The organism is Pseudomonas salomonii (assembly GCF_900107155.1).
In the GTDB taxonomy this organism is placed as follows: Bacteria; Pseudomonadota; Gammaproteobacteria; order Pseudomonadales; family Pseudomonadaceae; genus Aquipseudomonas; species Aquipseudomonas salomonii.
In genome coordinates, this window is record NZ_FNOX01000008.1 from 1 (window position 1) to 26,545 (window position 26,545).

Genomic DNA, 26,545 nt, shown 5'->3' on the forward strand with positions numbered 1-26,545 from the left:
GCGCCAATGGTCAGCGCCTTGGCTAAACCGATGGTTTCGGCTTTGGCCAATTTGATGGTCTCGGCCTTGTTGCCACCGATGGTTACGCTGCGGTTGGCACCAATGCTGATGGTTTCGTTCTGGCCGACGTCTTCGGTGCGGTGGTCGCCGATAGATACGGTTTCGTTGTGTTCGACCCGCTCTTTACGGTCGTTGCCGACGAAGATGCCGTTGTTGTTTTTGATATGGACGTTCTTGTCTTTTTCGGCATGGATGAACACCTCTTGGTGCCCCAGCTCATCCTCAAAGCGCAGCTCGTTGAAACCTGCACCCTTATGGGTTTGGCTTTTAATAGTCATCCGCGTTTTATGTTTGGGCAGCTGGTACGGCGGTAAATTGGTCTCGCGGTAGGTGCGGCCCGTGGCAATAGGCTGGTCCGGATCGCCATCCAAAAAGCTGATGATCAGTTCCTGATCGACCCGAGGCACCGCCATGGCGCCCCAGGTCGCACCGGCCCAGCCTTGAGCCACTCGAATCCAACACGAACTCTGATCATTGTTTTTGTTCGCGCGATCCCACGGGAACTGCACCTTCACCCGGCCCCATTCATCGCAATAAATCTCCTCCCCTGACGGCCCAACCACCGTGGCGATCTGTGGGCCGTCAATGCAGGGTTTGGCACGCAGCGGCGCTTTCCAATCCGAAGTCCAGCGGATGGCGCTGGCTTTCAACGAATAAGACGTACCGAGGCCGCTACCAAAGGATTCCTCCTGCAGGCTGGTGTGCTGCTTACCTTCATGCTTGATGGCGATGGTGCGCCAACGATCATTGAAATCGTCACGGGGATGATCCTTGAGGTCGAAGGCCAACCCCGGTTGCAGGCGTTCGTCGTCGCCTTCCACATGGGCCAGTTTGGCGTCGTTACGTAGGGCGGTAAGGCGGGTTTTGGTAAAAGGCTTGCCAGCGATATCGCGTTTGTAGCGCCCGGGATAGTCGTAGCGTTCGTAATCCTTGTGCTGGTTATTCAAGTCCTGATCGCCGGTGGCGGTGTGCTGCTGGTTGTAGCGCGGGTGGGTGAAGGTGTAGTCGCGCTGCACCTGGCGCGCAGTGCGCACTTGTTCGGTGTAGTGGAAGCGGGTCAACGCCGGTTCCATGGAATCGCCGCCACCCATGGGCTGGTAGATCACCGGGCAGTCGGTGTGCGTGCCGATGGTGCCCAGGCCGCCGACGCGGTCGGTGAGGACGAGGGTGTGGCCGTCGGCGCGGTGTTCGAAGGTGTAGAGCAGGCCTTCCTCGGCGGCGAGGCGGGCGATGAAGTCGAGATCGGTTTCGCCGGCCTGTACGCAGTATTCGCGAGGTTGGTGCTCGAAGCAGATTTCGCTGCGGATGTCGGTCAGTTTCTGCTCGGCCAGCATGCTGATGATGATGTCGGGCACGGTCTGGGCCTGGAAGATGCGCCAGTTGGAGCGCAGATCGAAACGCTTCAGTGTCGGTTCGATCACGGCGGTGTAGCGGGTGCGGCGAAAGCCGGTGTCGCCTTGTTGGAACAGGCTGACCAAACCGTGGACGTAACGTACCGGGGTGTCGTCGCGCCAGATGGTGAACACGGCGGCAAGGTCGAGCATGCGGTAGAAGTCGATAGCCGGGTGATGGCTGACCAGCTCCAGCTCGAGTTTGAACGGCTGGGACAGGCCTTCTTCGAGGGTGAACGAGACCACTTCGAAGGGATCGCCCCGCAGCGGTTCGAAGGTGTAACGCAGGTCGCTTTGACGGGGCATGGAACCTCCTTGTGGTGAATGAGGGTCAGTTGATCAATCAGTGGGCACTGAACATTCCGCCGCCTGTGCGGCGGAACGTGCCGGTTGGCGATTAAGCCGGCTTGCGCCAGTCGTCCGAGGCTTCTGTGCCGGCCACTACATGGGTCCAACTGACCTTGCGATAAGCCAGGCTGGTCTTGATCAGTTGGGTGTAGTTTTCGTTGCTGCTGTTTTGCGCGTGGGGCAGTACGGTGTGAATATCGACGACAGTCGCGTCTTCCAGTTTGGTGGTGAAGAAGTGCTCTTGCTTGCCGTCGCCCGAAGTGCGGAACCACTTCACTTCAACGGTCGGCAGCATTTCGCCGGTGGCCAGGGCCTGGTAGAGCAGGGGGGATGCCTTGCTCAAGGCGCTGGTGAAAATCAGCGGCTTATGCACGCGCTGGCCCGAAGGCTGACCGCTTTGCGGGTCGGTGGGGGCGGCGATCTGGTGGTCGATTTCCTGGGCGAGGATTTCGTCTTCGTGGCCTTCTACATAAACGTTGCCCACCGAGTCAGCGGTGAAGGCGCCCTTAGTGATATGGCCCTGGTTTTTGCCGTGGATGCTGATGTACGCGGGTGTTGGCATGACAAGCTCCTTGTCGCGATCAAGTGAACGGCCCTTGGGGGCCGCAGGTTATGGCCGACACGGCCATGCTTTGCAGGCGCTCGGGATAAGCGCGCTGAAAATCGGTTACAGGTGCAGCACCCGCTCCAGCGACACCAGCACTTGCTGGGTGATGGTGTTCAGGCGGATTGAGTAGATCGTGTAGGCGACCGTCAGCACGACGGCGGCCATGGCCCAAGGCGTCCACAACGGCCAGGCGCGTTTGATCCGGTAGTTGCGCGGTGCGACGTTTTTCAGCGGGTCGGTCAGGCGCTTGGGCGTCTCGCCGCGCAGGGGGCGCAATAGGCCGTGCAGTTGGTCGATGATTTTCTGTATTTCGTCATCGCCCTTGATATGGGTGCCATATTTGCCCTTGAGGCCGGAGATCAGGCACTGGTACATGAACTCCAACACATGCTGGTAACGGGCGGCTTCGGGGATCATGTTGTTCATGACGGTGAAGAACTTTTCGCCGCCCTGGGTTTCGTTATGAAACTGGCTGAGCAACGAGCGCGCGCTCCAGGTGGAGAGCCTGCCCCAGGTGGTGCGCATGACCACTTCGTCCACCAGCAGGCACAGGCTGTAGGAGTAGGCCTTGAGCATGCCGGCGTCGTCGTCGAGTTGGCTGACTTCTTCCATGATTGTGGTGATCTGGTTGCTGACGCTTTGGTACAGCGCAGGTACGTCGTCGTGGTGGTCCAGGCGGCGCAGGCGGATGACCAGGCCGATCAGCGGCGTGGCGGCATCGCACAGCGGGTTCCAGGCCACGCCGCGCAAGTCGTATTCAGGGTCGGCGAGCAGCACGGGCGGTTTTGGTTTTGTCTGCGCGGGTTCGACAGGTTCGGGTTTGCTTCTGGCGTGCTGCACCAACTCGTCAAACACCGGCGTGTTGGTGTCTGGCTCAGAGTTGGCGCTGTTCTTCATATCATTCATCTCTCTCACTCCTGATCGCCCAGAACTGCAATTCCAGCTCCGGGAATTCACCAGCAATATGGAAACCGAACCCGCTACCACTGCTCAGGCTTTGCCAGGCGGGGTGATGGCGGTCGAGTTCGAAGTAGCTGAAACCTGCATGGAATGGCAGGTGCCGCGGCGCCACTGGCAGCGGCCGCAATGGAATGCCCGGCAGTTGCAGGCTGACCAGTTGTTCCAGGCCTTCGGTGGAGCTGATCTTGATCTGCCGGGGCAGTTGCTGACGCAGGGTCTCCGCCGGCAGTTCGGCACGCACGGCGAGGATGAATTCGGCGTTGTCCAGCAGGCGCTTGTCGTTCAATGCGGCAGTACGCACGCCGTATTGCTGAACGACAATCGGCAGCGACACCGCACGCGGTTGCAGCACCGTGCCTAAGGCGCGGCGCAGGGTGTGTTCCAGAAGCTGGAAGGAGTCGCGCAGGTTGTCGTGCTGGTAGGCCGAGTATTCCTGGGGCAGGTGACCTTCGTCGGTAAAGGTCACCAGTTCGCCGCAGGCCTGGGCCAGTGCAATGTACAGCCGCTCCGGGTGGACCTGGCGCTGCCGGGCCAGGTGCTGGAACAACGGAAACAAACGGTTGAGGGTTTGCAGTAGGTTGAAGTCGGTGACGTCAGCCACCCCCGACTGCCCCGGTGAACCGATACGCTGGACCAGGTTCTTGGCGCGTTCACGCATCAACCCGGCGACTTCACCCAGGTAGCGGTGCAGCGCCGGCACCGCTTGCAGAGACAGGCTGGTGGGGTAGAAATGCTCGTCCATCACCAGGCTGCCGTCCGGGCGCTTGTCCTTGATTTTGCCCAGGGCAATGCCGGTAAAGGCACTGCGGTCGCTGCGTTCGAGCATCAGTTGCAGGTTGGGTACGGCCAGGTCCATGCCGACCTGATCGCCGTCATCGCTGTGGGTGTCGCGGATTTCCTCGCGGCGGGCGATGTAGCGGCTGTTGCCGTACTGGTCGGGCCAGCGCACTTCGAGGGCTCCGTTGGAGCGTAGCGGCAGGGTCAGATAGACGATCTGGCCGACCGCGCTGCTGTCAGCGATCTCCAGCGGGGAGGGCGGCGCCAGGTCGTGGGGAATATCGAAGACGCTGCCGTCGGGCATGATCCCGCGTGCCTGGGTGATGGCGATTTTGCCGAAGCTCAGGTATTCGTCGTTCAACGCCAGCTCGCTGAAGCCATAGAGCGCATCGTTGAGGCTGTGCAGGCGCTGATGCACGGCGGCTTCGGCGGCGCGGGCCTGTTGCTGGAAGTGCTGGGGTTTGACGAACAAACCTTCATGCCAGATGACGGGGTTGCGTGAACTCATCGGTGGTTACTCGGGGCAAAAGCGGCTGAAAATGGCGTCATCGGGTTTCTCCCTTGAGGCTGACCTGGGCGGCATCCAACTGCACCAGTACGGCGTATTGGCGGCCTTTGGGTTCGACGCGCAGGCGCTGTTTCCACTGGCCGACATCGGTGTTGTGGTAGCTGGCAATCACCGCAATAAACCGGGTGTCTTCATTCAGGGCGCGCAGGTCGATGAATTTGAATTGGCCGGGCTGGAGCAGGTAGTCGTCGGCGCGGATGTAGGTGCTACCCAAAGTCTTTTTCAGGTCTTCGGCCATGGCCTGAGGGCTGGCGTTGACCAGCAGCGAGTCGTCGGTCAACTGCAAGACCTTGAAGGCAATGGGCGTGGCAACATGCGCCAGCGCCGGGTTGCCCCAGGGGGTGGTCAGGCTCACGCCTTGAGCGTCGTAGTCGCCCAACAGCGCGTCTTCGATGGGCGACATCGGTACGACGGTTGCTGGCTCCTCGCTCAATGGCGACTGGGCCGGTACGCTTTCGTAAAGGTGACTGAGCAAGGTTTGTACTTTGTCCGTCAGGGCTTGCGGGCTGGTTGCCTGCACGTTGAGGGTGTAGGGCGAACGGCTCGCGTCTTCATCCAGTGCCGTGCCGGTGCTGATCAGGCGTGGGTTGACGTCGTCGCTGGCGTACAGGCTCAGGGAGTAGCGGCTGGGCTGATCGTCGGGGCCGCCGACCGGGATGGAGGGCGTCCAGATCACCTGGCCGATCTTGCCGAGCATGGTGCAGCCGCCGAGGGTCAGGCAGGCCAGCAACAGGGTGCCTAGACGCAGGTTGCTGAACAGGCTGACGCTGCGCTTGTGTGCAGGCGCGCTAATATCTGCCAGCGGCTCAAGCGGCGGGGCCTTACGCATCGCTCGCAGCGGATCGCCTTGCTCCGTCAAATCCACTGGTTGGCAAAGGCGCTCGAACTCCGGGCAACTGGCAGGTCGCCTGTCCGCCTGTGGCCGACTCGGCAGGTCTTCCTGATGCCACACGTGCATGCCCTCAGCATGGTCGCCGAGAAGTTCATCGAGCGAATGCTGTCCTGGGGGTTGTTCGCCCAACTGCACCGCGACCTGATACGCACCAATCTGCAACCGATCACCGTCGTTGAGGCTTATCGCAACATGGCGCTCAAGCGGCAGATCGTGACCGTTGACATAGGTTCTACCGCTGCGGTCGATCACGCAGAAGCGCCCTTCGATGACGCGGATGTCGCAGTGGTTGGGCCGCACGCTGTTGTGGCGATCTTCCAGGCGCCAGTCCGTTGCGGCACTGCCGATGCTGCCGCCCTGTGGGCCAAACCGGTGAAGGGGCAAATACCCGTGCAACAACTGCGCAGGATTGTTGATGACCAGGGTCAGCTTCATGCGCGCCCCCGAATCCGCACCACGACGGGGTGGCAGTGTTCCTGATGTTCGATAAAGCTGGTCCAGCCTAGGTGGGTGCCGCTGGCGCGTTGCAGGTTGAACGGCGGTACATCTTCTTCGCGAAGCCCCAGTTCCAGGTCGTAGGCGGTGGCATCGCGCAGCAGAAAATCCATCAATTGACGCAATCGCCCGAACTGATCGCCGCTGGGCAAAAACTGCCGAAAGCGCGCCTGGGTCAGGTTGGGAATGACGAGGGTGAACTTGCTGGCGCGGGTCTTGCTGCGGTCACCCACCACGAAATCGCTTCCGAGAACACCGTTGGCTTTGCCAAGTGACAGGCGCTGGCGTTGGTCCAAACTCACCGAGCGCGCCTCGAATTCACGGATGTATACGCCGTGCAAATCGAAGCAATGCTCGACAATGCCGGATACCACCGAGGGCGACCGGCTACGGCTGGCAATCAATCCGGCAAAGCTCAGCAGGCGCCCCCACGGCAGCGGCGTCGCACCACGCAGGTCGTTGTCGTTCAGCCCGACCATGGAGAATACGTAGCGCGAAAAGCGGTCGCTGGCCTCGGCCTGAAAGCGAATGTAGTAGCGGTACTTGCGCCAGCTGGTGTGCAGCAGGGTCAGCAAGCGATGATTGAAAAAATCCATGAACGCCGGGCGAATCCCGCGCTCCTGGGCCTGCTCGTAGGCCAGGCGGTCCAGGTAATAACCGGGCAAGGGCGAGTCGGTACCGTGCAGGCCAAAGAAGCTGGTCTGCAAGCGATAGCGCACCTCTTCGCGGTCCTCCTCAATGCGTGCCGCCTCGACCACGTCGGAGGCCGGAAAGCCCAACCCCGCATGGCTTTGCAGGCGCACGCGGCGTCTCGCCGCCGCACTCAAGGGCTGCGCCTCCAGGTCATCGCCGTGCAAAGCGTGCAGATGCTCCAGCAGACGGTGAAACGAGTAGTTCCGCGCGTCGGCCAGCAGCACATCGGCTAGATCACGGGTTGTCTGCCGGTCAACAGTGGCCATTCGTAGCACTCGTTGTTAGTGGTATTGATCACTTCCAGGCGGTGGAAGGAGTTGATGCTCGCGTAGAGGGCGAAGAAGTGCGAAAGCACACTGGCGAACAGGTACAGCTCGCCTTCGCAGAGAAAGGCGGTCTGGTCCAGTTGCAAACGGGTCTGCACGCCACGTACCGGCTGGCCCTTCATCAGCCAGTCGATGGGGGTGGTCACGGCATTCTGGATACCGTTGAGGCGCTTGCGGGTAGCGCGGGCCTGTTGCAGGTCGTGCAGGGCAGCAAAGTCATAGGCGCGGATGACCGCCTTGAGCGGCTCGGCCGACAATAACGACAAGTAGTTCAGCGACAGGTTGGAAATCAGCGTCCAGTGCAGGCTGCTGTCCAGCACCGGCCGGTAGCTTCGAGTCGGCGCGATCAGGTTGGTATAGGTGGCAAACGACGGGGTGGCCTCGGTGGACAGCGACACATCACCCACGCCCAGCAACTGCGGCAGGTCGCGGTTGGTGCAGGTCAATTCGATCGAAGCTGCCTCGTTTTCGCCGATATACAGGCTTTCATCGCCGCGCACAAAGGCGATGCGATGACGCAAGCCTTCACGCCCGTGGGACTCCTCGATATGCGTGCGGAAATACAGCGCCGTGAGGCCCCGGGCATGTTCGATCTCATGCTGGAACGATTCGAACGGGGTGAAGCGCCGCAATGGATCGCCGGTGCGCTCCTTGTCAACGGCATTCCAACCGGCCACGTGATCGACACTGAAAATCTCGTAGGCATCGTGGCGGTTGCCCGTGGGGCTGATACGACGTTCCTGGCTGCGTCCATCCAGCATGATGGGTTCGGCATCGTGGCGGAACAGATTGACCGCCGGCGCACAGAACAGGTGAAGGTCTGATGTGCGCAAATGCGTATTGACCGGCATCGGCCGAGAGAACTGAAACTCGAAGCGAATCTGTCCCGTGCTGACCGCCGGCCAGACCTTGGCCAGTCGGGTCAGGCTGAAAAAGTGGAAGCGCTGCGGGAACACAAAGTATTCCTGCAGGATGCGGTAGCCATCGAAGACGTTGCGCGGGTAGGACAGCAATGCCTCTTCGGGAGTGAAGCCTGGAAAGCCCAGCTCGTCGGGGTTCAGGCGATAAGGCGTGTTGTTGACGTACAACGTGACGCTTTTGAGGTAATGGGCCAGCCACAGATACAACGTTAGTGCGGTGGCAGTGTCGCCGCCCAAGTGAAAGTCCAACTGGTCGCACTCAAGGCTGTCGAGCGGTTGCTGGGTCAACACATTGAGGTCGATGCGCAGTGTCGAGGCTTCGCGGCTGTGGGCATCGCTGACTTCGTGCAACGCTAACGGGTACAGGTTGACGTCGGTGCAGGTACGAAACTCGCAGGAGACGCCGTCCACGGGGTTGGCAAACAGTCGCGTCCCTTTGGGAATCACCTTGCGTTGACTGATCGCATTGGGCAGTGGCGCGAAGCGGATGATGGTCGCACTGGGCAGGGGCCGCAGGTAATTGGGCCAGAGCATCTGCAACAGCGGATGAGTCAGCTCCGGCAAATCGTCGTCGATCTTCATGCCCAGCTTGGCGGTGAGGAAGGCAAAGCCTTCCAACAGCCGCTCCACATCCGGGTCACCGGCCTTGTCGCCAAGAAACTGCGCCAGCTGCGGGTTGTCCTCGGCAAACTCGCGGCCGAGTTCGCGTAGGTAGCGCAACTCCTCGGCAAAGCGTTGTTTCAAGTCCATTGCATCCTCATCTCACGCGGGTGTAGCCGTCGCGGCCGTGCATGGCCACCTCGATCTGCACCTGTTCTTCCTTGTGGTTGACCTGTACCTGGCAATCCAGGCGAAAGTTCAGCTCCAGCGGCAGGTCAGGGTCGGGCTGAAAGCGCACGCCCGTGACCTTGATGCGCGGTTCAAACGCTTCTACCGAGCGCCGGATATCGGCGCTGATCGCTACCACCAGATCACTGCTGGCCTGGGTGACGCCGTTGAAATCGCGCAGGCCCAGTTCAGGACTGCTTTGCGAGCAGCCCTGGCGTGAGTTGAGCACCTGTTCCAAGTGGCGTTTGATTGCCTCGACACGCTGGCGCGCCTGTTCATCCGCGCAGCCTTGGCGGTAGCGCGGTGCGTCGGGTTCCAGGCGTTCGAACAGGCTGGCGCCCATTTACTGGGTGTCCAGCCGACCAACGAGTGAGATCTCGAAGTTGGCGCCCATGTACTTGAAGTGCGGGCGCACGGCCAACGACACCTGATACCAGCCTGGATTGCCCTCCACGTCCTGCACCACGACTTTTGCGGCGCGCAAGGGGCGACGGCTGCGTACATCGGACGAAGGGTTTTCCTGGTCGGCGATGTACTGCTTGAGCCAGTCGTTCAGCTCGCGCTCCAGGTCCTGGCGTTCCTTCCAACTGCCGATCTGTTCGCGTTGCAGCACCTTGATGTAGTGGGCCAGGCGATTGACGATAAACAGGTACGGCAACTGGGTGCCGAGCTTGTAGTTGGTCTGGGCTTCCTGGCCTTCGCGGGTCTTGGGGAAGTTCTTCGGTTTTTGCACCGAGTTGGCGGAGAAGAACGCGGCGTTGTCGCTGTCCTTGCGCATGGTCAGCGGGATAAACCCGGCTTCGGCCAGCTCGAATTCCTTGCGGTCGGAAATCAGCACTTCGGTCGGGATCTTGGCCTGCAATTGGCCGAGGGATTCATACAGGTGCACCGGCAGGTCATCCACCGCGCCGCCGGATTGCGGGCCGATGATGTTCGGGCACCAGCGGTAGCGGGCGAAGCTGTCGGTGATGCGCGAAGCCATCAGGAATGCCGTGTTGCCCCACAGGTAATTGTCGTGGTTGCCGTCGACGGTTTCGTCGTAGCCGAAGCTGCGCGTTGAGTTGTCGTCGGTGCTATAGGGCGGGCGCAGCAAAAAGCGCGGCAGGGTCAGGGCCAGGTGGCGGGCGTCTTCGGATTCACGCAGGCTGCGCCATTTGGTGTGGCGTGGGCCTTCGAAAATGTCGCTGACCTCCTTGAGGTCGGGCAGGCCCTGGAAGCCTTCCAGGTTGAACAGTTCAGGCCCGGCCGCCGAGACAAACGGCGCATGGGACATGGCGCCGATGGAGGCTACATAACTGAGCAACTTGATGTCCGGCGAGCTGGGGCCAAAGGTGTAGTTGCCAACGATGGCGCCCACCGGTTCGCCGCCAAACTGGCCATAGCCGGCGGTGTAGACGTGTTTGTACAAGCCGCTGCGGGTGATGTCGCCGGCGTTGTCGAAGTCGTCCAGCAGCTCTTCTTTGGTGACGTGCAGCATTTCCAGCTTGATGTTTTCGCGAAAGTCCGTGCGATCCACCAGCAGCTTCAGCCCACGCCACGCCGATTCCAGTTGCTGGAACTGCGGCTGATGCAGGATCACGTCCATCTGCTTACCCAGGGCGCGGTCGATTTCAGCAATCATCTGGTCGACGCGGTGCTTGTTGACCGGCTGCTGGTGATCACCGCTTTGCAGGATCTCGCTGATGAACGCGGCCACCCCTTGACGGGCGACGGCGTAGCCTTCCTGGGACGGGCGAATGGTGGTGTTGGCCAGCAGTTGGTCGAGCAACGACAGCGGTTCTTCAGCCACCAATACTTGGGCGGCGGCGCTTTCCATAGGCATGGGGAGTACTCCGTTGAGAAGGGCGTTCAAGTCAGTTGTTGGGCGCGTCTAGCACCAGGTTCAGTTCGCTGGCCAGGCGTTGACGGGCGGTTTCATCGGTCAGCAGGTTTTGCAGGTGTTTACGAAAGGCCGGAACATTGCCCATCGGGCCCTTGAGCGCAACTAAGGCTTCGCGCAGTTCCAGCAACTTGTTCAACTCCGGTACTTGGCGGACGACCGCATCGGGGCCGAAGTCATTGATGTTTTTGAATTGAAGTTGCACGTTCAAGTCGGTGTCTTGGTCGTTGTTCAAAACAGACGGCACCGCCATGTCAAGAGCAACTTCGGCTTTGGTCAGTACGTCGTTGAAAGTGTCCTTGTCGATACGGACAGCTTGCCGGTCTTCCAAGACGATAAGTTCGCCGTGGCCTTTGAAATCACCAGTGATCAGCAACTTCAGAGGTAACTCAACTTCAGACTGTTGATCGCCTGTGGCCGGGACGTACTTGATGTTGATGCGTTCTCTTGGCGCGACAGAACCGTGAGTTTTCGACATGGGAAAAATCCTTTTCGTAAGGTCGGCGTATTAGAACCAGCTGTTACAAGGTTTGTCTTGTAGGACGATATGGACGCGATTCGTGGGATTTGGATGTAGGAAAAAGCATTTCGAGAAGAGTTTCTAAAATTCCTACGCTCGCTATGGAGCTATCTGAAAGATGCCTCTTTTTATTCTCGATTTGGCAGTGTGTTGCGCGTCTTTTACTTGCCTATCCATTGAGGGCGGGTGACGCTTTGCAAGTTAATAAATTTAACTTTCGGTCTAGGCCACATTAGTTCGACAGTTGAAAAATATCCGGTTTGGATTCGACGAGGCATATTCAGGAGGCGTTGATGCGCAACGGATGGCGAGGAGGGAAATGGGCGCTCTGCCTGACGATTGTGGCGGTAATGGAGGCGCAGGCAGCGACCCAGGATTGCCCTGCCATCGTCTCGCCCTTGAAGCGCCTGGAATGCTTTGATCTCGCGGCCGGCACGCCGATTCATCAGCCGCCTGCGCCGCCACGTGCCCTGGGTCGGGTGCTGCCGATTGTCGATCTGGTGCAGCGTAATGAGGCCAAGCGTCCACCCGAGGATCAGCGTTTTCTGTTGTCGTCATTCCCGGAGCCGGACAACGACCAGCAACAGCGGCTGGTGATCTCGGCCCCAGCGTTGGGCGCGCTACCGCCTCGGCCTTACCTTGCCATCAGTTGCGAATCGAAAATCTCGCGCCTGCAACTGGTGCTGGATGAGCCAGCCAAGCCCAACAAGATTCGCATCCAATTGTTCAAAGATGAACGGCCGGTCTCCGAGGCCTATCAGTGGCAGGTGCTGGACGACGCGGGCCTGGTGGTCGATGCCGGACGCGGGCTACAGGCGATTGCCTTGTTGCGCAACATGGGTGGCGGCCAGCGTCTACGTCTGGAGAGCGACTATCCGCGGCTGCACGGCCTGGTCTTCGACGCTGAAGGGCTGGGTGAGCTGATCGAACAGGAGCGCCAAGTATGTCGCTGGTAATCGACGTGCCGGCGGACACCGTCAAGCTGCTGCTGACCCCCATCGACCCGGAGCAACCTGCCGGGCATTTCGATGTGGAGGATGAAACCTACCAGGCCATCGACCAGGAGATGGTCAAGCTCGGCGGCCTGCGTGAAGGCGATATCGACTGGCCGTATATCGACGAAGCCTCCCGCCAATACCTGGCGAGCCAGTGCAAGCACTGGCGCGTCGTCGCGCACCTGCAAGTGGTGTGGCTGCGCACCCGGCAATGGGCGCGCTGGGCCGATGCCCTGAGTTTGTTGGCTGGCATGGTCGAACTGTATTGGGACAGCGCTCATCCCAAGCCCGGTCCCACCGGCTATCTCAACAAACGCAAGCAAGTGCAGCGCCTGTTGGGCGACCTGGGTCAGGTGTTGCCGACCCTGGAGCGCAGCAGTTTTGAGCCGGCCTACCAAGCCGCGGCGGAACTGGCCCTGGCCAACCTGCAACGCTGTGTCGAAAGCGCCAAGCTCGACCCGGCCCCGTTGGACGCGTTGCAACGCCAGTTGGACAAATACAGCGAGCCGGTCGTTGCCACTGAGCCCGCCCGTGCGGCCACCTCCGGCAGCGCGCTGGAGTCAGCCTTTTTCAACAGCCCCAAACCGCAAGCGCCGAGCAATGAGCGCGAACAGCGCCGCGCCGTGTTGAGCATGGCCGAGCAGATCAACCAGCAAGACCCCTACGACCCCACCGGCTACCAACTGCGCCGCTTTGGCCTGTGGTCGCATTTGCGTACTGCGCCGCTCATCACCCGCGACCGTCGCACCGAATTGACCGCTGTGCCCAAGGATATCGTCGATGGCTATCAGGACGCGCTGAACCACAACGCCATTGAGCCGAATCTGTTGCTGCGCCTCGAAAAAAGCGTCTGCGCCTCGCCGTACTGGCTGCGTGGCAGTTACCTGGCCGCCGAGGTCGCCTCGCGCCTGGCGATGGAAGAAGTGGCGGCCGCCATTCGCCAGACCTGCGAGCGGTTTGTCTGCCGTTTGCCGGCCTTGCTGGAATTGTGTTTCAGCGACGGCACACCGTTCGTGGATGCGCAAACCCAGGCATGGATCACCGGCGCCGACCAGGCGCAAACCACCGGCAGCCCGGTGCAGGAATACGCCGGCTTGCGCGACGAACTGGCCAGCCAACTCAACACCGAAGGCGTGGAAGTGGTGCTGCTACGCCTGCAGGAACTGCACGCCACCCAAGACGCCCCGCGTCAGCGCAGCTACGCCACTGTGATTGCCGCCGACTTGCTGGCCTCGCGCGGCCTGTCGTGGCTAGCGGACGACCTGTACGCCAACGTTGCGCGACTGATGCGCGAGACCACGGCGCAGGGGTGGGAGCCGGAGTTGTACCGGAAAGTGGCGCAACCCATCGACGACAGTCATTTGATCAAAGCGGTTAAGGAGTAGGAGCGATTTATGGGGATGGTCTGGGGTTACCTCAAACGCTGGGGCCTGCCGGTGCTGCGTCAGTTCAACCAGGCGGTGCCCTTACTGGTGCTGCTGGGCGTGGTGTTTTTGTTGATCGCCATCTGGTGGCTGGGCCCGCAGTGGGTCTGGCGCGAGCGTCAGCCGCTGGGTGAATTGGCGATGCGCGTGTCGGCCAGTGTCGTGGTGCTGGTGGTGCCGCTGCTGATCTGGGCGTGGCGGGTGCGCAATCGTTATCAGCGTTTGCAGGTTGAGCGCCAGCATGAGGCGGCGGTGCTGGCCGATCCCTGCTTGCCTTATATCGAGGGGCAGGAGCGAGCACTGGACCGCAGCCTGGGCAATTTGCTCAACAATATGGAGCGCCGCCGTTCGCTCTATCAGCTGCCGTGGTACCTGGTGCTCGGCGAGGAAAATGCCGGCAAGACCAGCCTGATCACGCGCTCCAACCAGAGCTTCGCCTTGTCCCATGTGACCAAGGCTGGGGTCAGGGCCCATCAGGAAGAGCAACTGGCCTATCCGGTGGACTGGTGGATCGGTGACGAGGCGGTTTTGATTGATCCACCGGGTGAATTTCTCAGCCACCCGACTTCACCGGCTGAACACGTCGAGCAGCAGGGCAAGGTCAAACCGGTGTTACCCAGTGGCACCCATGCGCGCCTTTGGTCGCACCTGCTCGACTGGCTAACGCGCAACCGCAGCCGTCGCGCATTGAACGGCGTGGTGCTGGTGATCGATGTGCAAGCGTTGCTGGCGCAACGTCCGGAACAGCGCAAGGCCCACGCCAACCTGCTGCGCACCCGGCTGTTTGAACTGACGCGGCAGTTGGGCACGCGCTTACCGGTGTACATAACGCTGAGCAAGTTCGACCTGCTGGAAGGCTTTGAAGAATTCTTCGCCCGGTTATCGCGCAGTGGCCGCGAAGACCTGCTGGGCTTCACCTTCAGTCTGGACGCGGTGGATGATTTTGATGCCTGGCTGGCGGAGCTGACGCATCAATACCAAACCTTTGTTGACTGCCTGAGCGAGCAGATTTTCAACAGCACCAGGGCGTCGCGCACATTGGATGAGTGTGATCGCTTGCAGGCGCTGATGCATCAGATGGCGGGCTTGCGCCCGGCCCTGTTCGGCTTCCTCAGTGAAATGCTCGGCAGCGATCGTTTCACCACGCCGGCGTTGGTGCGCGGGTTGTATTTTTCCTCGGTCTTGCAGCAAGGCACCCTGAGCAACGCCTTCGTCAAAGAAGCGGGGCAAGCCTATCAACTGCCGCCACCGCCACCCGAAGCCAAACCAGTCGGTGGCACGGCCATCTACTTTGCCCAGCAACTGTTCCAGCGCGTCATCTACCCCGAAGCAGGTTTGGCGGGCGACAACATCAAGGTGGCCCGCAGCAAGCGGCGGTTGTTGATCGCCGGGTTCAGCGTCGCCTCCTTGGTCTGTTTGGTCGTCATCGGTACCTGGCAGTTTTATTTCAATATCAACCGCGACAAGGCGGCCAACGTATTGGCCAAGAGTCAGGAGTTCAGTGAGCGGGACATCGACGCCAAGGTCGACCCCACCGGGCGCAACCTGTTGTTGCCCCTGGACCAGATCCGTGATGCGGTGCTGATTTACGGCGACTACCGTGAGGCTTGGCCGTTGCTATCGGATATGGGGTTGTACCAGGGGAGGGCGATTGGCCCTACCGTGGATGAGGCGTACCTGAATCTGCTGTCCAAACGTTTCCTGCCGGCGATTGCCAGCGGTGTATTGGATGCCATCAATACCGCGCCCGCCGGCAGCAATCAGCAACTGGCGGCCCTGCGCGTCTACCGCATGCTCGAAGAACGCCAAAACCGCCGCCCGGCCATCGTCGAAGAATGGGTCGCCAAGCAATGGCAGCGCGCCTATCCGGGCCAGGGCCAGCTGCAGGCCGACTTGATGGGCCACCTGGGCTACGCACTGAAATATGCCGACGCCGACCTGCCGCACTACCGTGAACGCATTACTCAGGTACAGCAGCAATTGCGCCAGTTGCCCATGGCCGAACGGGTCTACATGAGCCTGAAACAGGATGCACTGGAGCGTTTACATCGTCCGTTGGACCTGCGCAACGAAGTGGGGCCGGCGTTCGATATCGTCTACCGCCCACTGAACACCGATCAAGAGGGCAGCGGCCTGCAGTTGCCGCCGCTGCTCACCGCCAAGGGCTTCAAGGACTACTTTGAACCCGGCACTGAGGGCATCATCGAACTGGCGATGATCGACCAGTGGGTGCTCGGCGAACGCCAACGCCTGGACTACTCAGCCGAAGACCGCAAAGTGCTGACCCAACGCATTCGCGCCCTGTACAGCGCCGACTACGTGGACAGCTGGCGGCGGGCACTGAATCAGTTCGCGGTCACCGACTTTGACGACCTCAGTCACGGCGTGGCGGTACTGGAACAGGTCACCGGCCCGGCCGCACCGTTACGACGCTTGCTGGAAACCTTGCGTGACAACAGCGTGATTTACCCGGCCGTGCCCTTGGCTGAAGGGCAAGCGCCGCTCAAGCTGGACAAGGTTCCTGAGAGGCAACAACAGGCGGCAGGGATTCGGCGCGCATTTTCCAGTCTCTCAGAGCTGATCACCGCGCGAGGCGAGCAGCCGTCCTATTACGAAGAAACCCTGCGTTCGGTCAGCGCCGTCTATGACTACGCCAAGGCCGTGCACGACAACCCGGACCCCGGTAAAGCCGCCCTTAAAACCGTGCTCAACCGCTTCTCCCTGGGCGGCGCCGACCCCATCGCCAACTTGCAACGCGTCGCCGTGGGGCTGCCCGAGCCGTTGAATCAGCACGTCAAAAAACTCGCCGACCAGACCTCACAGGTACTGGTGATTGCCGCCTTGCGCGAACTGGAAAAACGTTGGGACAGTGAGATCTACAGCTTCTACCGCGACCGCCTGGCAGGCCGCTACCCGTTCAAGGCCAGCGGCGAGGACGCCTCGCTGGAAGACTTCGAAGCCTTCTTCGGCCCACAGGGGCGCCTGCAGCAGTTCCACGACCAGTACCTGAACGTGTTCCTCAAAGACAACCTCGACGCCCTGTACTCCGACAGCCTCGGCGGCTACCTGGTGCGCAGCGACGTGCTGGAACAACTGAAAAAGGTCGAACGCATCCGCGACACCTTCTTCAACCATCGTGGCCACCTGGCCGTGCAGCTCACCATCGAACCCCTGGCCCTGAGCGCCACCCGCCTGAGCAGCATGCTCAGCGTCGACGGCCAACTGATCCCCTACCAGCATGGCGCGCCGCAACGCACGGGGTTGGTGTGGCCCAACAGCCTAGGCAACACCAATGGCAGCCAACTGACCTTGGTACACAGCACCGGCAACACCGCCAGCATGAGCTATCGCGGGCCGTGGTCGTTGTTTCGCCTGCTCAGTCGCGGGCATCTCAATGGCAGGACCGACACCAGCGTGGATCTGACCTTTTCAGTCGCTGATGGGTTGATGCGCTATCGGATTGGGGCGGAGAAGGCAAATAACCCGATTACTCAGCGCAGTTTTGAAGGGTTTGTGCTGCCGAGAACGCTGCTGGAAGAACGACGGAGCAAAAAGATCGCCGTCGACGTTACGCGACGCTGAGCAATACCGCGAAAAACGGCCAGTGCTGAGATGAATTAACGCCGAGTGGAATAGGACCTTTACATGGCAATCAGGCTACAAATGTTGACCGAAGACCCTAAAGAAATTGAGTTGATCGAACGTTATTGGGCCGTCGATAAGTTTGGGCAATACCTCGAAAAAGTGAGCGCCCTAGCGGGTCTTATTGAAATGGCTCAGGGCGTTACGCTGACCAGTTTCATACGGCAGCGTTGCAACGCGTTCGATGAAAATCAGGTCTGCCCCAAATGCGCAGAATTGATCGAAATCAAAAATCGCTCACAGGCCAAGAAGGTACCCCAGCCATCCATCAAGCTCTGTACGTTGTGTCAGAAAGACCAGGATGACATTGCACTGGAAGCTAAAAGGTCGAAAGCTGCGGAGCTTGAGCGGCAGTTGGCAGAATACTCCCGCAATCAGTCAACACGAACGGTGGACTACTCAGCGATTCCGGATGCTCATGTGCTGATGCTGTTGGCGTTAGACAGGGCCATTACGCCGAGACTGGCCAATGGCGGTTTCACAATAGGTGACTGCCGAGGACTCGCACCACTATATATCGGTGACTTTGTGCTGCAATTGCGCGAGGCTGGTCTGGTCCTTGATGACCCCTGCAAGGCCAGGCCGGGCACCTACTATTGGGAGGGCGATGAGATTTGGATGGTGAGGGATCAAGTGGTCTATCGTTTGGCAGCCGATGCTGAATCAAGAGGTGCAGACGAGGTTATCCGGAGCCTGTCGGATAGGGTGTACACAGACGGGGAAGGGATCTTCAATCTGTGGCTTGATTACTCAACTGCTGATGTTATGCGCTATCTGGGTATCCAATGTGCACTCTATAACCATGAACTAACTGAACAAGAGCTGGAGGAAATTAAAAGTACCCTGCGATCAGCACTTGAAACCTATAGTGTCTCGCAGCTCTGGTCGGTGGCCTGGAAGGTTGTCAGAGATGCCGCAAGTTTAGCTAATCGCGAGTACTACAACCGTCCAAAAGCGGCTGCGACCATTCCCGGGAAAATTCGGCGGAACCTAGAGAAGGTGCAGCGCGAGTCGATTGAGCTCAAGTCATGGAGCCGCCCGGACCAGCATCCTGCCGGAACATTGGGCATGGTATTGGGTGAAATTCTGGGTGTTGACGAAAATACCTCAGGCCATATGGTCTCTTCCCTTGTTACCTGGCTCACCGGGCAAGGGTGTTCACCTAGTGTCGAAGCAGAGCTCGACGAACCGATACGGGAATTGATGACCATGGCGCTGGCCCACGACGTCAGTTCCTCAGTAATGCTGCGGTTTGCGGAGTTGATTCGTGCCGGCCATGACGTTGGTTTTGCCATTGAGGAAATTGGTGAGGCGCTTCGGTCGTAAAGGTGGCGGGGCAACTTCAGAGGAAGAAGAGGCGGTTAGCAAGCCTGTCCATCACAGCATCTGGGTGGGGTGGGAGAGACGTGGCTGCTGAAGGCTGTCCCTATCATTTTGTGCGTTCTATGATCCGCAATGTTATCGTGCTATCACGTATGACAGCTTCGTCAGGGACTGGAAGGGGACAAGATGACCGATTTTGAGCAGCAACCTTTTGCGGACGCCGAGTTTGCAGAGAATCCGGAGCAACGATGCCCCTGCATACTGCTGTTGGACACGTCATCGTCCATGAATGGCGCGCCAATCCGCCAATTGAACGATGCGCTGCAATTCTTCAAAGAAGAGTTGTATGCCGATGCAATGGCAGCGAAGCGGGTAGAGTTGGCAGTGGTGACCTTTGGACCGGTCAACGTCCAAACCGAGTTCACGACGGTTGATGGTTATTTCCCTGAAGTGTTAGAGGCTAGTGGTGTTACGCCAATGGGCGAGGCCGTTGAGCGTGCGTTGGATCTGCTGCGTGAACGTAAAGAGCGTTACCGAGCCAACGGCGTCAAGTATTACCGGCCTTGGGTTTTTCTGATTACAGACGGTGCACCAACGGATAATTGGCAGGAAGCGCGCCGACGTGTTCATGAGGGCGAGGAACGAAAGGAGTTCATGTTCTACTCCGTCGGTGTTGAGGGTGCGGAAATGTCGACTCTCACTCAGTTGGGAACACGTCAACCGCTCAAGCTGAAAGGTCTGGCGTTTCGAGAACTCTTTGCTTGGTTATCGAGCTCGCTGAGCGCCGTATCGCAATCGAGTCCGGGGGATGCGGTTCCTCTCGCCAATCCGACAGGGCCAACGGGGTGGGCAGTTGCAGAATAGACTGCATTGGCGCTGGGCCTCGGCGTCGTGTATTGGCACGTCGCATCTGCGAATGGGCACACGCAAGCAGGATGCGTTTAGCATCATGCGGGTCCATTCAGATGCAATGTGTGCGATCGTTTCTGATGGCGCGGGCAGTGCTAGTCACGGAGGGCAAGGCGCTGCATTAGTGTGCCGCACCCTGCGGGTCAATTTTCGCAATTGGTTTAAACAGCATGAAGTTTTGCCCTGCGACGAAACGATCATGTGCTGGATTGACCAACTCCGCGATCATCTCTCTATGGTCGCGCAGAAGCGAGGCCTAACTCGGCGACAGTTTGCTGCCACACTGGTCATGCTGGTGGTGTTCAAAGATCAGGTCTTGGCCTTACAGATCGGCGATAGTGCACTCGTGGCGCGCAAGACGGGTGTGTGGGAGGCCATTTGTTGGCCAGAGAACGGTGAGTTTGCTTCGACGACCTATTTCGTTACCGATGATCCTGAAGTTCGTCTGCACACCTATCGCTTCGATCGGGAGTACGACGCGTTCGCGCTTTTTTCAGATGGGCTTGAGTCCGTTGCGCTGGAGCAGGCTACGCAACAACCTTTTGCTCGCTTCTTCGACCCGATGATCAAACCGGTGGATCAAGCACGGGCGGATGGGCGCCTTGCCGAATTATCAGACGCACTCGCGCGTTATTTGCAGAGCCCTTCGCTGTGCGAGCGCACGGATGATGACAAGACACTCATTTTGGTGTCGTGTCGATGAGTTCTACGCAGGTCAAAATCGGCGGTAAAACCGAGCGACTCGATAAGCAACTGGGCAAAGGCGGCGAAGGCGATGTGTACGCGCTGGTAGGGCGGGGAGACTGCGCGGTCAAGATCTACAAGACCGAGTTGCGAGGTTCCCGCGAGAACAAAGTTCGAGCGATGATTGACGGGCGATTGGCTGGTGCAACAACCCTCGTCGCTTTTCCGGCCGAAGTGGTGACTGATGCCTCTGGCAACTTTCTCGGTTTTACCATGCGGCTGGTGGCGGGGTACCGCGCGCTGCATGAGCTATACAGTCCAAAATCCCGCAAGATGCACTTTCCAAAGGCCGATTATCGCTTTCTGGTCCGCGTGGCTCAGAATGTCGCACGTGCTGTCGCCACAGTGCATCAGGCCGGGTGCATCATCGGCGACCTCAATCACTCTGGGGTTCTGGTAGGTCCCGATGCGACGGTCGCATTGATTGATGCCGACAGTTTTCAGTTCAGTTTGAAAGGCCACGCTTATCCTTGTGTTGTAGGCACCGAGGACTTCACACCACCGGAGCTTCACGGGGGTAGCCTTGCAAAGGTCATCCGCACCCAGGCTCACGATAATTTCGGGCTTGCAGTTGCTATTTTTCAGTTGCTTGCGATGGGTAAGCACCCTTATGCAGGTCGTTACAGTGGTCCGGATCTGTCTCTGGGCCAATCGATCGCACAGAATCGCTTTGCCTTTTCGATGGCTCGACGGAACGACACACGTACCACGCCACCGCCCGGCTCCGTGCTGCTCGCAGATTATCCTGGGTCGATTGCGACGGCATTGGAAAGCGCGTTTGGTCTCTCACCATCGTCACGTCCGGACCCCGCGACTTGGGTCAGTTTGCTCCAAGGACTCGAGATGGGATTGCGCCGCTGCGCAGACGTATCGACCCACTATTTTCCAGGCTCGGCAACTTCTTGTTTGTGGTGTCGGCTGGCGAGTCAGTCTGGGGTCGAAATGTTTCCCCAAGGTCTGGCTGTTGGCACTGTGCCGTTGGCAGGGCTTTTTGATTTAGAACGCGTGTGGGCGGCTATTCGAGCACTGCATCTCCCGATTCCGGAGGAGGTTTTGCCGGTTTGGAGTGGCACTATCGCTGCCCCCAGCGTTGCTGTGACGCAAGCAAAGGGTAATCGTCATGATCCAGCGATCATGGGAGGCGTCGCTTTACTAATTGCAATTATTGGATGTGTTTTCGCTCCAAAAGCAGCCCTGCTGTGGGGCGGTCTCGGCCTTTTCGGTTTAATTCGGGTCTTTGCTACCACTAAAGTGGACTCAACGCCTTTCCGCAAAGCCTATCAAGACGCCGACAGTAAAGTGCGCTTGGCGTCTCAAGCTTATCTTCAAAGAATTGGTCTGCGAGAGATGCATATCTTGCGTGCCGATTTGGAAGATGCAGTCATTCGATATCGGCAGGTCGAGACGGGTCTTACTCAGGCGCTCAGTCAGCTGAAGTTGACACGCGAGGAGCGCCAGCGCGTAGTTTTCCTGGATCGATTTTTGATCCGACGGGCGTCCATACCTGGCATCGGAGCGGGGAAGACTGCCACGCTTGCTTCTTTTGGTATTGAGACGGCTGCGGACATCACAGCTTCAGCAGTTCGAGCGGTGCCAGGTTTCGGAGAGGCGCTGACAGCAAAGATGTTGGCTTGGCGTCAGGGGCATGAGAGCAAATTCCGCTATAACACCACACCCGATCCGTCCGATCTACAAGCAGAGCAGTCCACTCGTGCGGCGTTCGCAACTAAACAAATAGAGCTCCAAAGAAAAATTCAGTCGGGTTTGGCTGCTTTGCAAGCTGCTATACCACGCTGCCTTTCTGCCAAAAACGCACCAGATCAGGCGCTCTCGCATGCACTCCAAGCGCGTGCTATCGCGCAACATGATTGTGCTGCGTTGGGGATTAGTGTGCCTGCGCCAGCTGCAATCTCCATCGATGTTCCCAAAAGAATGCAGATACAGCCGAGCGGAGCCCAGCCAGCGCCGGTGACCTCTCGTTCGTCGGTGTCGACTACCACACGCTCATCTGCAACGAACGCTTGCCCGAGCTGCGGTGCTTCGATGGTTCCTCGTACCGCACGTAAGGGGAAGCATGCGGGGCGTCAGTTCTGGGGGTGCTCCAAGTTTCCCGTATGTAAAGGCACGAGAAGCTAAGGCTTGACTAGCCGGTCAACTGCGATTTGCGGCGTCTCCCGAAGTGGCGCAGGCGGTGAGAGCGGCTGATGTAGTAAGCCGCGCGATTCACAGGCTTGTCATGCCCCAAGAAGTAGTCCATGATTCTGTCCATAGATTGCGTTGTTGAACTTAAGAGTTCAATGTTTTCTAAGGGATAGACGTTTAGTAAGAAACTCGTTTCCCGCTCCAAACACAAAGAAAAAGCCACTCTAACGAGTGGCTTTTTTTGCCTGGGATTTAAGGAATAGACGCTTCGGCGTCTTTTTTTGTTTTTGCGTACAACCGCCCGAGTCCAGGTGATCCGGTGCAAACAAGTTTAGAGATAAAGTGATCGCTCGCCCATCGCCCCAGTCGCCGCAAATGTGCCGACGTACTAGGGCAGCGGGTCGAGCAAATCCAGTCGGATCAGGGCGTCCACACAGCGGGAGAAGGTCAGGCCACCGAAGGGGAATCGGGGCTGGAGGGTGACGAAGGCGGGCATGGGGAGATGCAGATCCTCCACGGCGATGGGGCTTCGTACTCTAGCAAGGCAGAGCGTTTCGATGGCAAGGTCACCGTCACAATCACGCGCGTAATGGCGTTGCCTATAAGGGCGGCAGGCATGCTCTGACTGGGTAGAAAAATCCATCGCGAGGTGTTGGCGACAGGCTGCCGGCTAGATGTCCAACCCGCAGGTACTTCATCGTTCACTGACCTATGACGGTGTCACTTTTTATGGGTGAGGGTGTTCGCCTCGCTGGTTTCCCTGACCGCAAACATCAGGCAGCGCACCGCTTCACGATCCTGTTCCGACAAACAACGGTAGTAATGGATCAGGCGCTCTTCCTCTCGATTGAGTTGTCGGGGCCGCAGGGCTGTACCGATGGCGGTACGTAATGAGGGAAAAAATGCGGTATTTAGCATGAGCCAGGTTCTTCATGAGCTGAATGGAGACGTGGGCTTCTTGCCCAGAACAACTGAATACATAACGTTTATTGTGGAAAAGGGCTCGTCATTTTTCGTGACTGCTGGGTATTTCAGAGGGGGCCGTCGGAAGTGTTTGGAGAAGGTGTAGGAGCGATCTTTCGAGGCTGGGTGAATAGCGGTGCGATTGAGCGCAGAGCCCACCAAACCGGCATCTCTGGTCAGATTGGCGGTGGGTAGGCGCGAGTCTGCCAACAACGGGACACCTCCTTGTGACGGCGCAGGTCAAATAGCGCATGGCTATACGGTCGTTTTCCGAAAGCGTGGGAAGTGTTCGAGTGGCTTTTTTTGCCTTCGATTTACTGAATAGACGCTCCGGCATCTTTTTTTCGCTTATGCGCAAAGTAGACGCAGCGCGCCCAGATTCGGAACCTCATCAATTTTGAACTAATCATAATGTCCATCCCCCTAACGCTGTGCAGATTGCCCTGGCTCAGGTCGACCTGAGTTATCTACCTATTACGCGCTAAGGTGTGGTGAATGATGAAGAGTGAACAAGTCGAAGGTGTTGCAGAAAAACTTGCCGGCAAAGCCCAGGGCGCCGTTGGGAAATTGTTCGGTGATTCGAGGCTGGAAGCTGAAGGTGCGGGTCGGCAGGTTGCTGGTCAGCTCACCCAGAGTTACGGCGACGCACTGGACAGCGTGTCTACGTTCGTAAAAGAAAAACCCGTTGCTGCACTTGCAATCGGTGCAGTAGCGCTGCTGGTGCTGGACCGTCTCCTGCGCCGCTGAGTCATACGCCGCGATGCTGTCGCGGCTCCTTTCATCTGTTGAGCGCTTGTTCCAAGTGTTCAACGAACAGGCGCACTCTGCGCGGAACATGCTGACGTGTCGGAAGCACCGCAGTGATGGAAAGTTGCTCGGGTACCGCATCTGCCAATGTGACAAGGGCCAGGGAGCCTTCGGCAAGTTCGTTTCTGATGTCCCAGTATGTCAACATCGCCAGGCCCAAGTTCTGCTTGCTCGCCGTGCGCACCGCCTCGACGCTGTTGGCTGAGAAACTGCCGTGAGCGCGATGAGTGACAGCGTCAGCGTTTTTGGTGAACGGCCAGTAGGGCATGCCGTGCAACGCGATGCACTGATGATGGTTGAGGTCATCCAGCACCGCCGGTGTGCCCCATTGCGCCAGGTAGGTCGGGCTTGCGCAGACGACGCGCGGGTTGGGTGCCAGGTTGGTCGCCACCAATGTTGAGTCGCGCAACGTGGCGATACGGATGGCCACATCAATGCCGAGCCCGGCGATGTCGATAATGCTGTCCGATAATGTCAGGTCGACCTTGAGGGTTGGGTTGTCAGCCAGCAGCGCTGGCAGCAGCGGCATGATAACGGTTTGGCCAAAGACGCTGGGCGCGGTGACCCTCAATGTGCCGCTGGCACTGCCTGTGCTGGATTTCAATGTGGCACGTGCCGCTTCGTTCGCCTCGAGCATGGTCTTTGCGTAAGGCAGGTACATTTCGCCTTCCGGTGTGAGTGCGACGGAGCGCGTAGTGCGGTGTACCAGGCGCACACCCAAGTCTTCTTCCAGGGCCGCCAGGCGTCGTGAGACGGTCATCGCCGACAATCCAAGCCGTCGCGCGGCCTCGGACAAGCTGCTGCTGATGGCGACGTTGGCGAACACCTCTATCTCGGGAATTTGCATGGTTATAACCTTTTCCGTTAAGGCGCCTTATTGCAAGCGTGCGCTTCTAATGGGCTATTGCCGCGCTTATCGTCATGGCTGGCAAATAAGTGAGGGCAAATCATGACAGCACTAAACCTGCGCAGTGTAACTCCATTCGATATGGGCGCTCTTAAACTGAAAAATCGTATGGCGCTTGCACCCATGACACGCGTCAGTGCAAGTGAGAACGGCAATGCCACGCCGGCAATGGCCCGATATTACGAACGTTTTGCCCGTGGCGGTTTTGGCTTGATCATCACGGAAGGGATCTACACCGATCGGCAGTATGCCCAGGGCTACCTGAACCAGCCCGGTATCACCGACAGCGAACAGGCGTTGGCCTGGCGCGCAGTGGTCGAGGCGATTCATCGCCATGAAAGCGCTGCCATCGCACAGATCATGCATGCCGGCGCATTGAGCCAGGCCAACCGTTTTGTCAAACAGTCTGCTGGCCCTTCGGCCATTCGCCCGAAAGGCGAGCAGATGGAGTTCTATCACGGCCAGGGTGCTTATAGGGTCCCACAGGCGATGAGCGATGAAGACATTGCGGATGCCATTGAAGGGTTCGCTCAGGCGGCTAAACGAGCTGTTGAGATCGCGGGCTTCGACGGTGTCGAGATCCATGGCGCCAATGGCTATTTGCTGGATCAGTTCATGACCGACTATTCCAATCAACGCGAAGATCGATGGGGTGGTGATGTTCGTCAGCGCTTGAACCTGACGCTTGAGGTCATCACCGCCGTTAAAAAGGTGGTGGGGCACTCGCCGGTGGGTGTGCGTATATCCCAGGGCAAGGTCAATGATTTTCAGCACAAATGGGCGGGTGGCGAGCGCGATGCGCAGGTGATCTTCGGCAGCCTGGCTGACGCTGGTGTCGACTTCATCCATGTCACCGAGCATCGCACCTGGCAGCCGGCCTTTCCCGGTAACGAGGCAAGCCTGGTCACGCTGGCTCGCCGTTATGCGCCCGGTGTCGCATTGATCGCCAATGGCGGCGTGCAGGACTCGCCCAGCGTTGAACAAACCCTGCAGGCGGGCGCAGATATTATCGCCGTTGGCAAAGCTGCCTTGGCCAATCCTGACCTGCTGCAGCGGTTGCTCGATGGCCGTGCGCCGGACCCTTTCGACCCATCGCTGCTGGCGCCGTTTGCCCATATCAAGGATCGCGAGTTGAATTAAGCGCCGACCTCTGTCGTCCAGTTAGACGCTTTCTGGCTGTGCAGATCCCAACCGATGTTGACGTGAAGGTCGTGGTTGAAGGTCTGGCGCAGCGGTGCTCGATGGCAGGCTGGGGGCCGTGAGCAGAACTCGCCTATTAACAGGCCTGTTGCTGGAGATTCGGGAGGGTGGCTCCGCGCACTATGTGCAAGGAAATTTATTATTAAGATAAAAAGTTTTATTGACTAAAAATTATATGGGGTAATTATTTCTCTGCATCTGCTTCATGCAGAGTCATCTTCAGGG

At 58.9% G+C, this 26,545-nt stretch carries 21 protein-coding genes; 9 read left to right on the forward strand and 12 right to left on the reverse strand.

Going from position 1 to position 26,545, the window contains the following annotated elements; translation table 11 throughout:
* The 10 genes from BLV67_RS18390 to tssB all read right to left on the reverse strand — a co-directional run.
* A partial coding sequence (locus BLV67_RS18390) for a type VI secretion system Vgr family protein (RefSeq protein ID WP_074854494.1) occupies positions 1-1,757 on the reverse strand: 1,757 nt, incomplete at its 3' end.
* Positions 1,758-1,848: 91 nt separating this feature from the next.
* Positions 1,849-2,361 (reverse strand): Hcp family type VI secretion system effector, encoded by a 513-nt coding sequence (locus BLV67_RS18395; protein ID WP_057024162.1) that lies wholly within the window; start codon positions 2,359-2,361, stop codon positions 1,849-1,851.
* A gap of 105 nt (positions 2,362-2,466) precedes the next feature.
* A complete protein-coding gene (icmH, locus tag BLV67_RS18400; protein ID WP_069785922.1) occupies positions 2,467-3,312 on the reverse strand; it encodes a type IVB secretion system protein IcmH/DotU in 846 nt (281 codons plus the stop codon).
* A complete protein-coding gene (gene tssK / locus BLV67_RS18405; protein ID WP_069785921.1) occupies positions 3,305-4,651 on the reverse strand; it encodes a type VI secretion system baseplate subunit TssK in 1,347 nt (448 codons plus the stop codon). The genes icmH and tssK overlap by 8 nt, the downstream gene beginning before the upstream one ends.
* A gap of 37 nt (positions 4,652-4,688) precedes the next feature.
* Positions 4,689-6,038 (reverse strand): type VI secretion system lipoprotein TssJ, encoded by a 1,350-nt coding sequence (gene tssJ, locus BLV67_RS18410; RefSeq protein ID WP_074854495.1) that lies wholly within the window; start codon positions 6,036-6,038, stop codon positions 4,689-4,691.
* A complete protein-coding gene (tssG, locus tag BLV67_RS18415; RefSeq protein WP_069785920.1) occupies positions 6,035-7,057 on the reverse strand; it encodes a type VI secretion system baseplate subunit TssG in 1,023 nt (340 codons plus the stop codon). Before tssG ends, tssJ begins: the two co-directional genes overlap by 4 nt.
* A complete protein-coding gene (tssF, locus tag BLV67_RS18420) occupies positions 7,021-8,787 on the reverse strand; it encodes a type VI secretion system baseplate subunit TssF (RefSeq protein ID WP_065931471.1) in 1,767 nt (588 codons plus the stop codon). Before tssF ends, tssG begins: the two co-directional genes overlap by 37 nt.
* 7 nt (positions 8,788-8,794) lie before the next feature.
* On the reverse strand, positions 8,795-9,208 hold the full coding sequence (gene tssE / locus BLV67_RS18425) for a type VI secretion system baseplate subunit TssE (protein ID WP_069785919.1): 414 nt from the start codon (positions 9,206-9,208) through the stop codon (positions 8,795-8,797).
* Entirely contained in the window at positions 9,209-10,681 is a 1,473-nt protein-coding gene (tssC, locus tag BLV67_RS18430; protein ID WP_065931492.1) for a type VI secretion system contractile sheath large subunit, read from the reverse strand.
* A 37-nt stretch (positions 10,682-10,718) separates the two neighbouring features.
* Positions 10,719-11,222 carry a type VI secretion system contractile sheath small subunit gene (tssB, locus tag BLV67_RS18435; protein WP_069785918.1) on the reverse strand — a complete coding sequence of 168 codons (504 nt, stop codon included), beginning with the start codon at positions 11,220-11,222 and terminating at the stop codon, positions 10,719-10,721.
* Between the two features lie 335 nt (positions 11,223-11,557).
* Between tssB and vasI the strand changes: the two genes are divergently transcribed.
* The 7 genes from vasI to BLV67_RS33350 all read left to right on the forward strand — a co-directional run bounded on the left by vasI (position 11,558) and on the right by BLV67_RS33350 (position 22,437).
* Positions 11,558-12,220, forward strand: coding sequence for a type VI secretion system-associated protein VasI (vasI, locus tag BLV67_RS18440; RefSeq protein ID WP_239694318.1), 663 nt, complete (start codon positions 11,558-11,560; stop codon positions 12,218-12,220).
* The gene (gene tssA / locus BLV67_RS18445; protein WP_069785917.1) at positions 12,208-13,644 is read left to right on the forward strand and encodes a type VI secretion system protein TssA; all 1,437 of its coding nucleotides are present in this window, start codon (positions 12,208-12,210) and stop codon (positions 13,642-13,644) included. Before vasI ends, tssA begins: the two co-directional genes overlap by 13 nt.
* Positions 13,645-13,653: 9 nt before the next feature.
* Complete coding sequence (gene tssM, locus BLV67_RS18450; protein WP_069785916.1) at positions 13,654-17,265, forward strand: type VI secretion system membrane subunit TssM; 3,612 nt, start codon at positions 13,654-13,656, stop codon at positions 17,263-17,265.
* A 63-nt stretch (positions 17,266-17,328) separates the two neighbouring features.
* Positions 17,329-18,651 (forward strand): hypothetical protein, encoded by a 1,323-nt coding sequence (locus tag BLV67_RS18455; protein ID WP_069785915.1) that lies wholly within the window; start codon positions 17,329-17,331, stop codon positions 18,649-18,651.
* Positions 18,652-18,834: 183 nt separating this feature from the next.
* Positions 18,835-19,512: a vWA domain-containing protein gene (locus tag BLV67_RS18460; protein WP_025856744.1), complete on the forward strand. Its 678-nt coding sequence runs from the start codon at positions 18,835-18,837 to the stop codon at positions 19,510-19,512.
* A complete protein-coding gene (locus BLV67_RS18465) occupies positions 19,502-20,260 on the forward strand; it encodes a PP2C family serine/threonine-protein phosphatase (RefSeq protein WP_425272310.1) in 759 nt (252 codons plus the stop codon). Before BLV67_RS18460 ends, BLV67_RS18465 begins: the two co-directional genes overlap by 11 nt.
* A complete protein-coding gene (locus BLV67_RS33350) occupies positions 20,257-22,437 on the forward strand; it encodes a protein kinase domain-containing protein (protein ID WP_069785914.1) in 2,181 nt (726 codons plus the stop codon). The genes BLV67_RS18465 and BLV67_RS33350 overlap by 4 nt, the downstream gene beginning before the upstream one ends.
* Before the next feature lie 726 nt (positions 22,438-23,163).
* Here BLV67_RS33350 and BLV67_RS18480 read toward each other — a convergent pair.
* Positions 23,164-23,361 carry a hypothetical protein gene (locus BLV67_RS18480; RefSeq protein WP_069785913.1) on the reverse strand — a complete coding sequence of 66 codons (198 nt, stop codon included), beginning with the start codon at positions 23,359-23,361 and terminating at the stop codon, positions 23,164-23,166.
* Between the two features lie 543 nt (positions 23,362-23,904).
* Here BLV67_RS18480 and BLV67_RS18485 point away from each other — a divergent pair.
* Positions 23,905-24,153 (forward strand): CsbD family protein, encoded by a 249-nt coding sequence (locus BLV67_RS18485; RefSeq protein ID WP_065931481.1) that lies wholly within the window; start codon positions 23,905-23,907, stop codon positions 24,151-24,153.
* Positions 24,154-24,184: 31 nt separating this feature from the next.
* On the opposite strand, the gene BLV67_RS18490 is transcribed toward BLV67_RS18485, so the two are convergent.
* Entirely contained in the window at positions 24,185-25,060 is an 876-nt protein-coding gene (locus tag BLV67_RS18490) for a LysR family transcriptional regulator (RefSeq protein WP_069785912.1), read from the reverse strand.
* 102 nt (positions 25,061-25,162) lie between these two features.
* Here BLV67_RS18490 and BLV67_RS18495 point away from each other — a divergent pair, with 102 nt between their 5' ends.
* Positions 25,163-26,260: an NADH:flavin oxidoreductase gene (locus BLV67_RS18495; RefSeq protein WP_069785911.1), complete on the forward strand. Its 1,098-nt coding sequence runs from the start codon at positions 25,163-25,165 to the stop codon at positions 26,258-26,260.
* Positions 26,261-26,545: the final 285 nt, after the last annotated feature.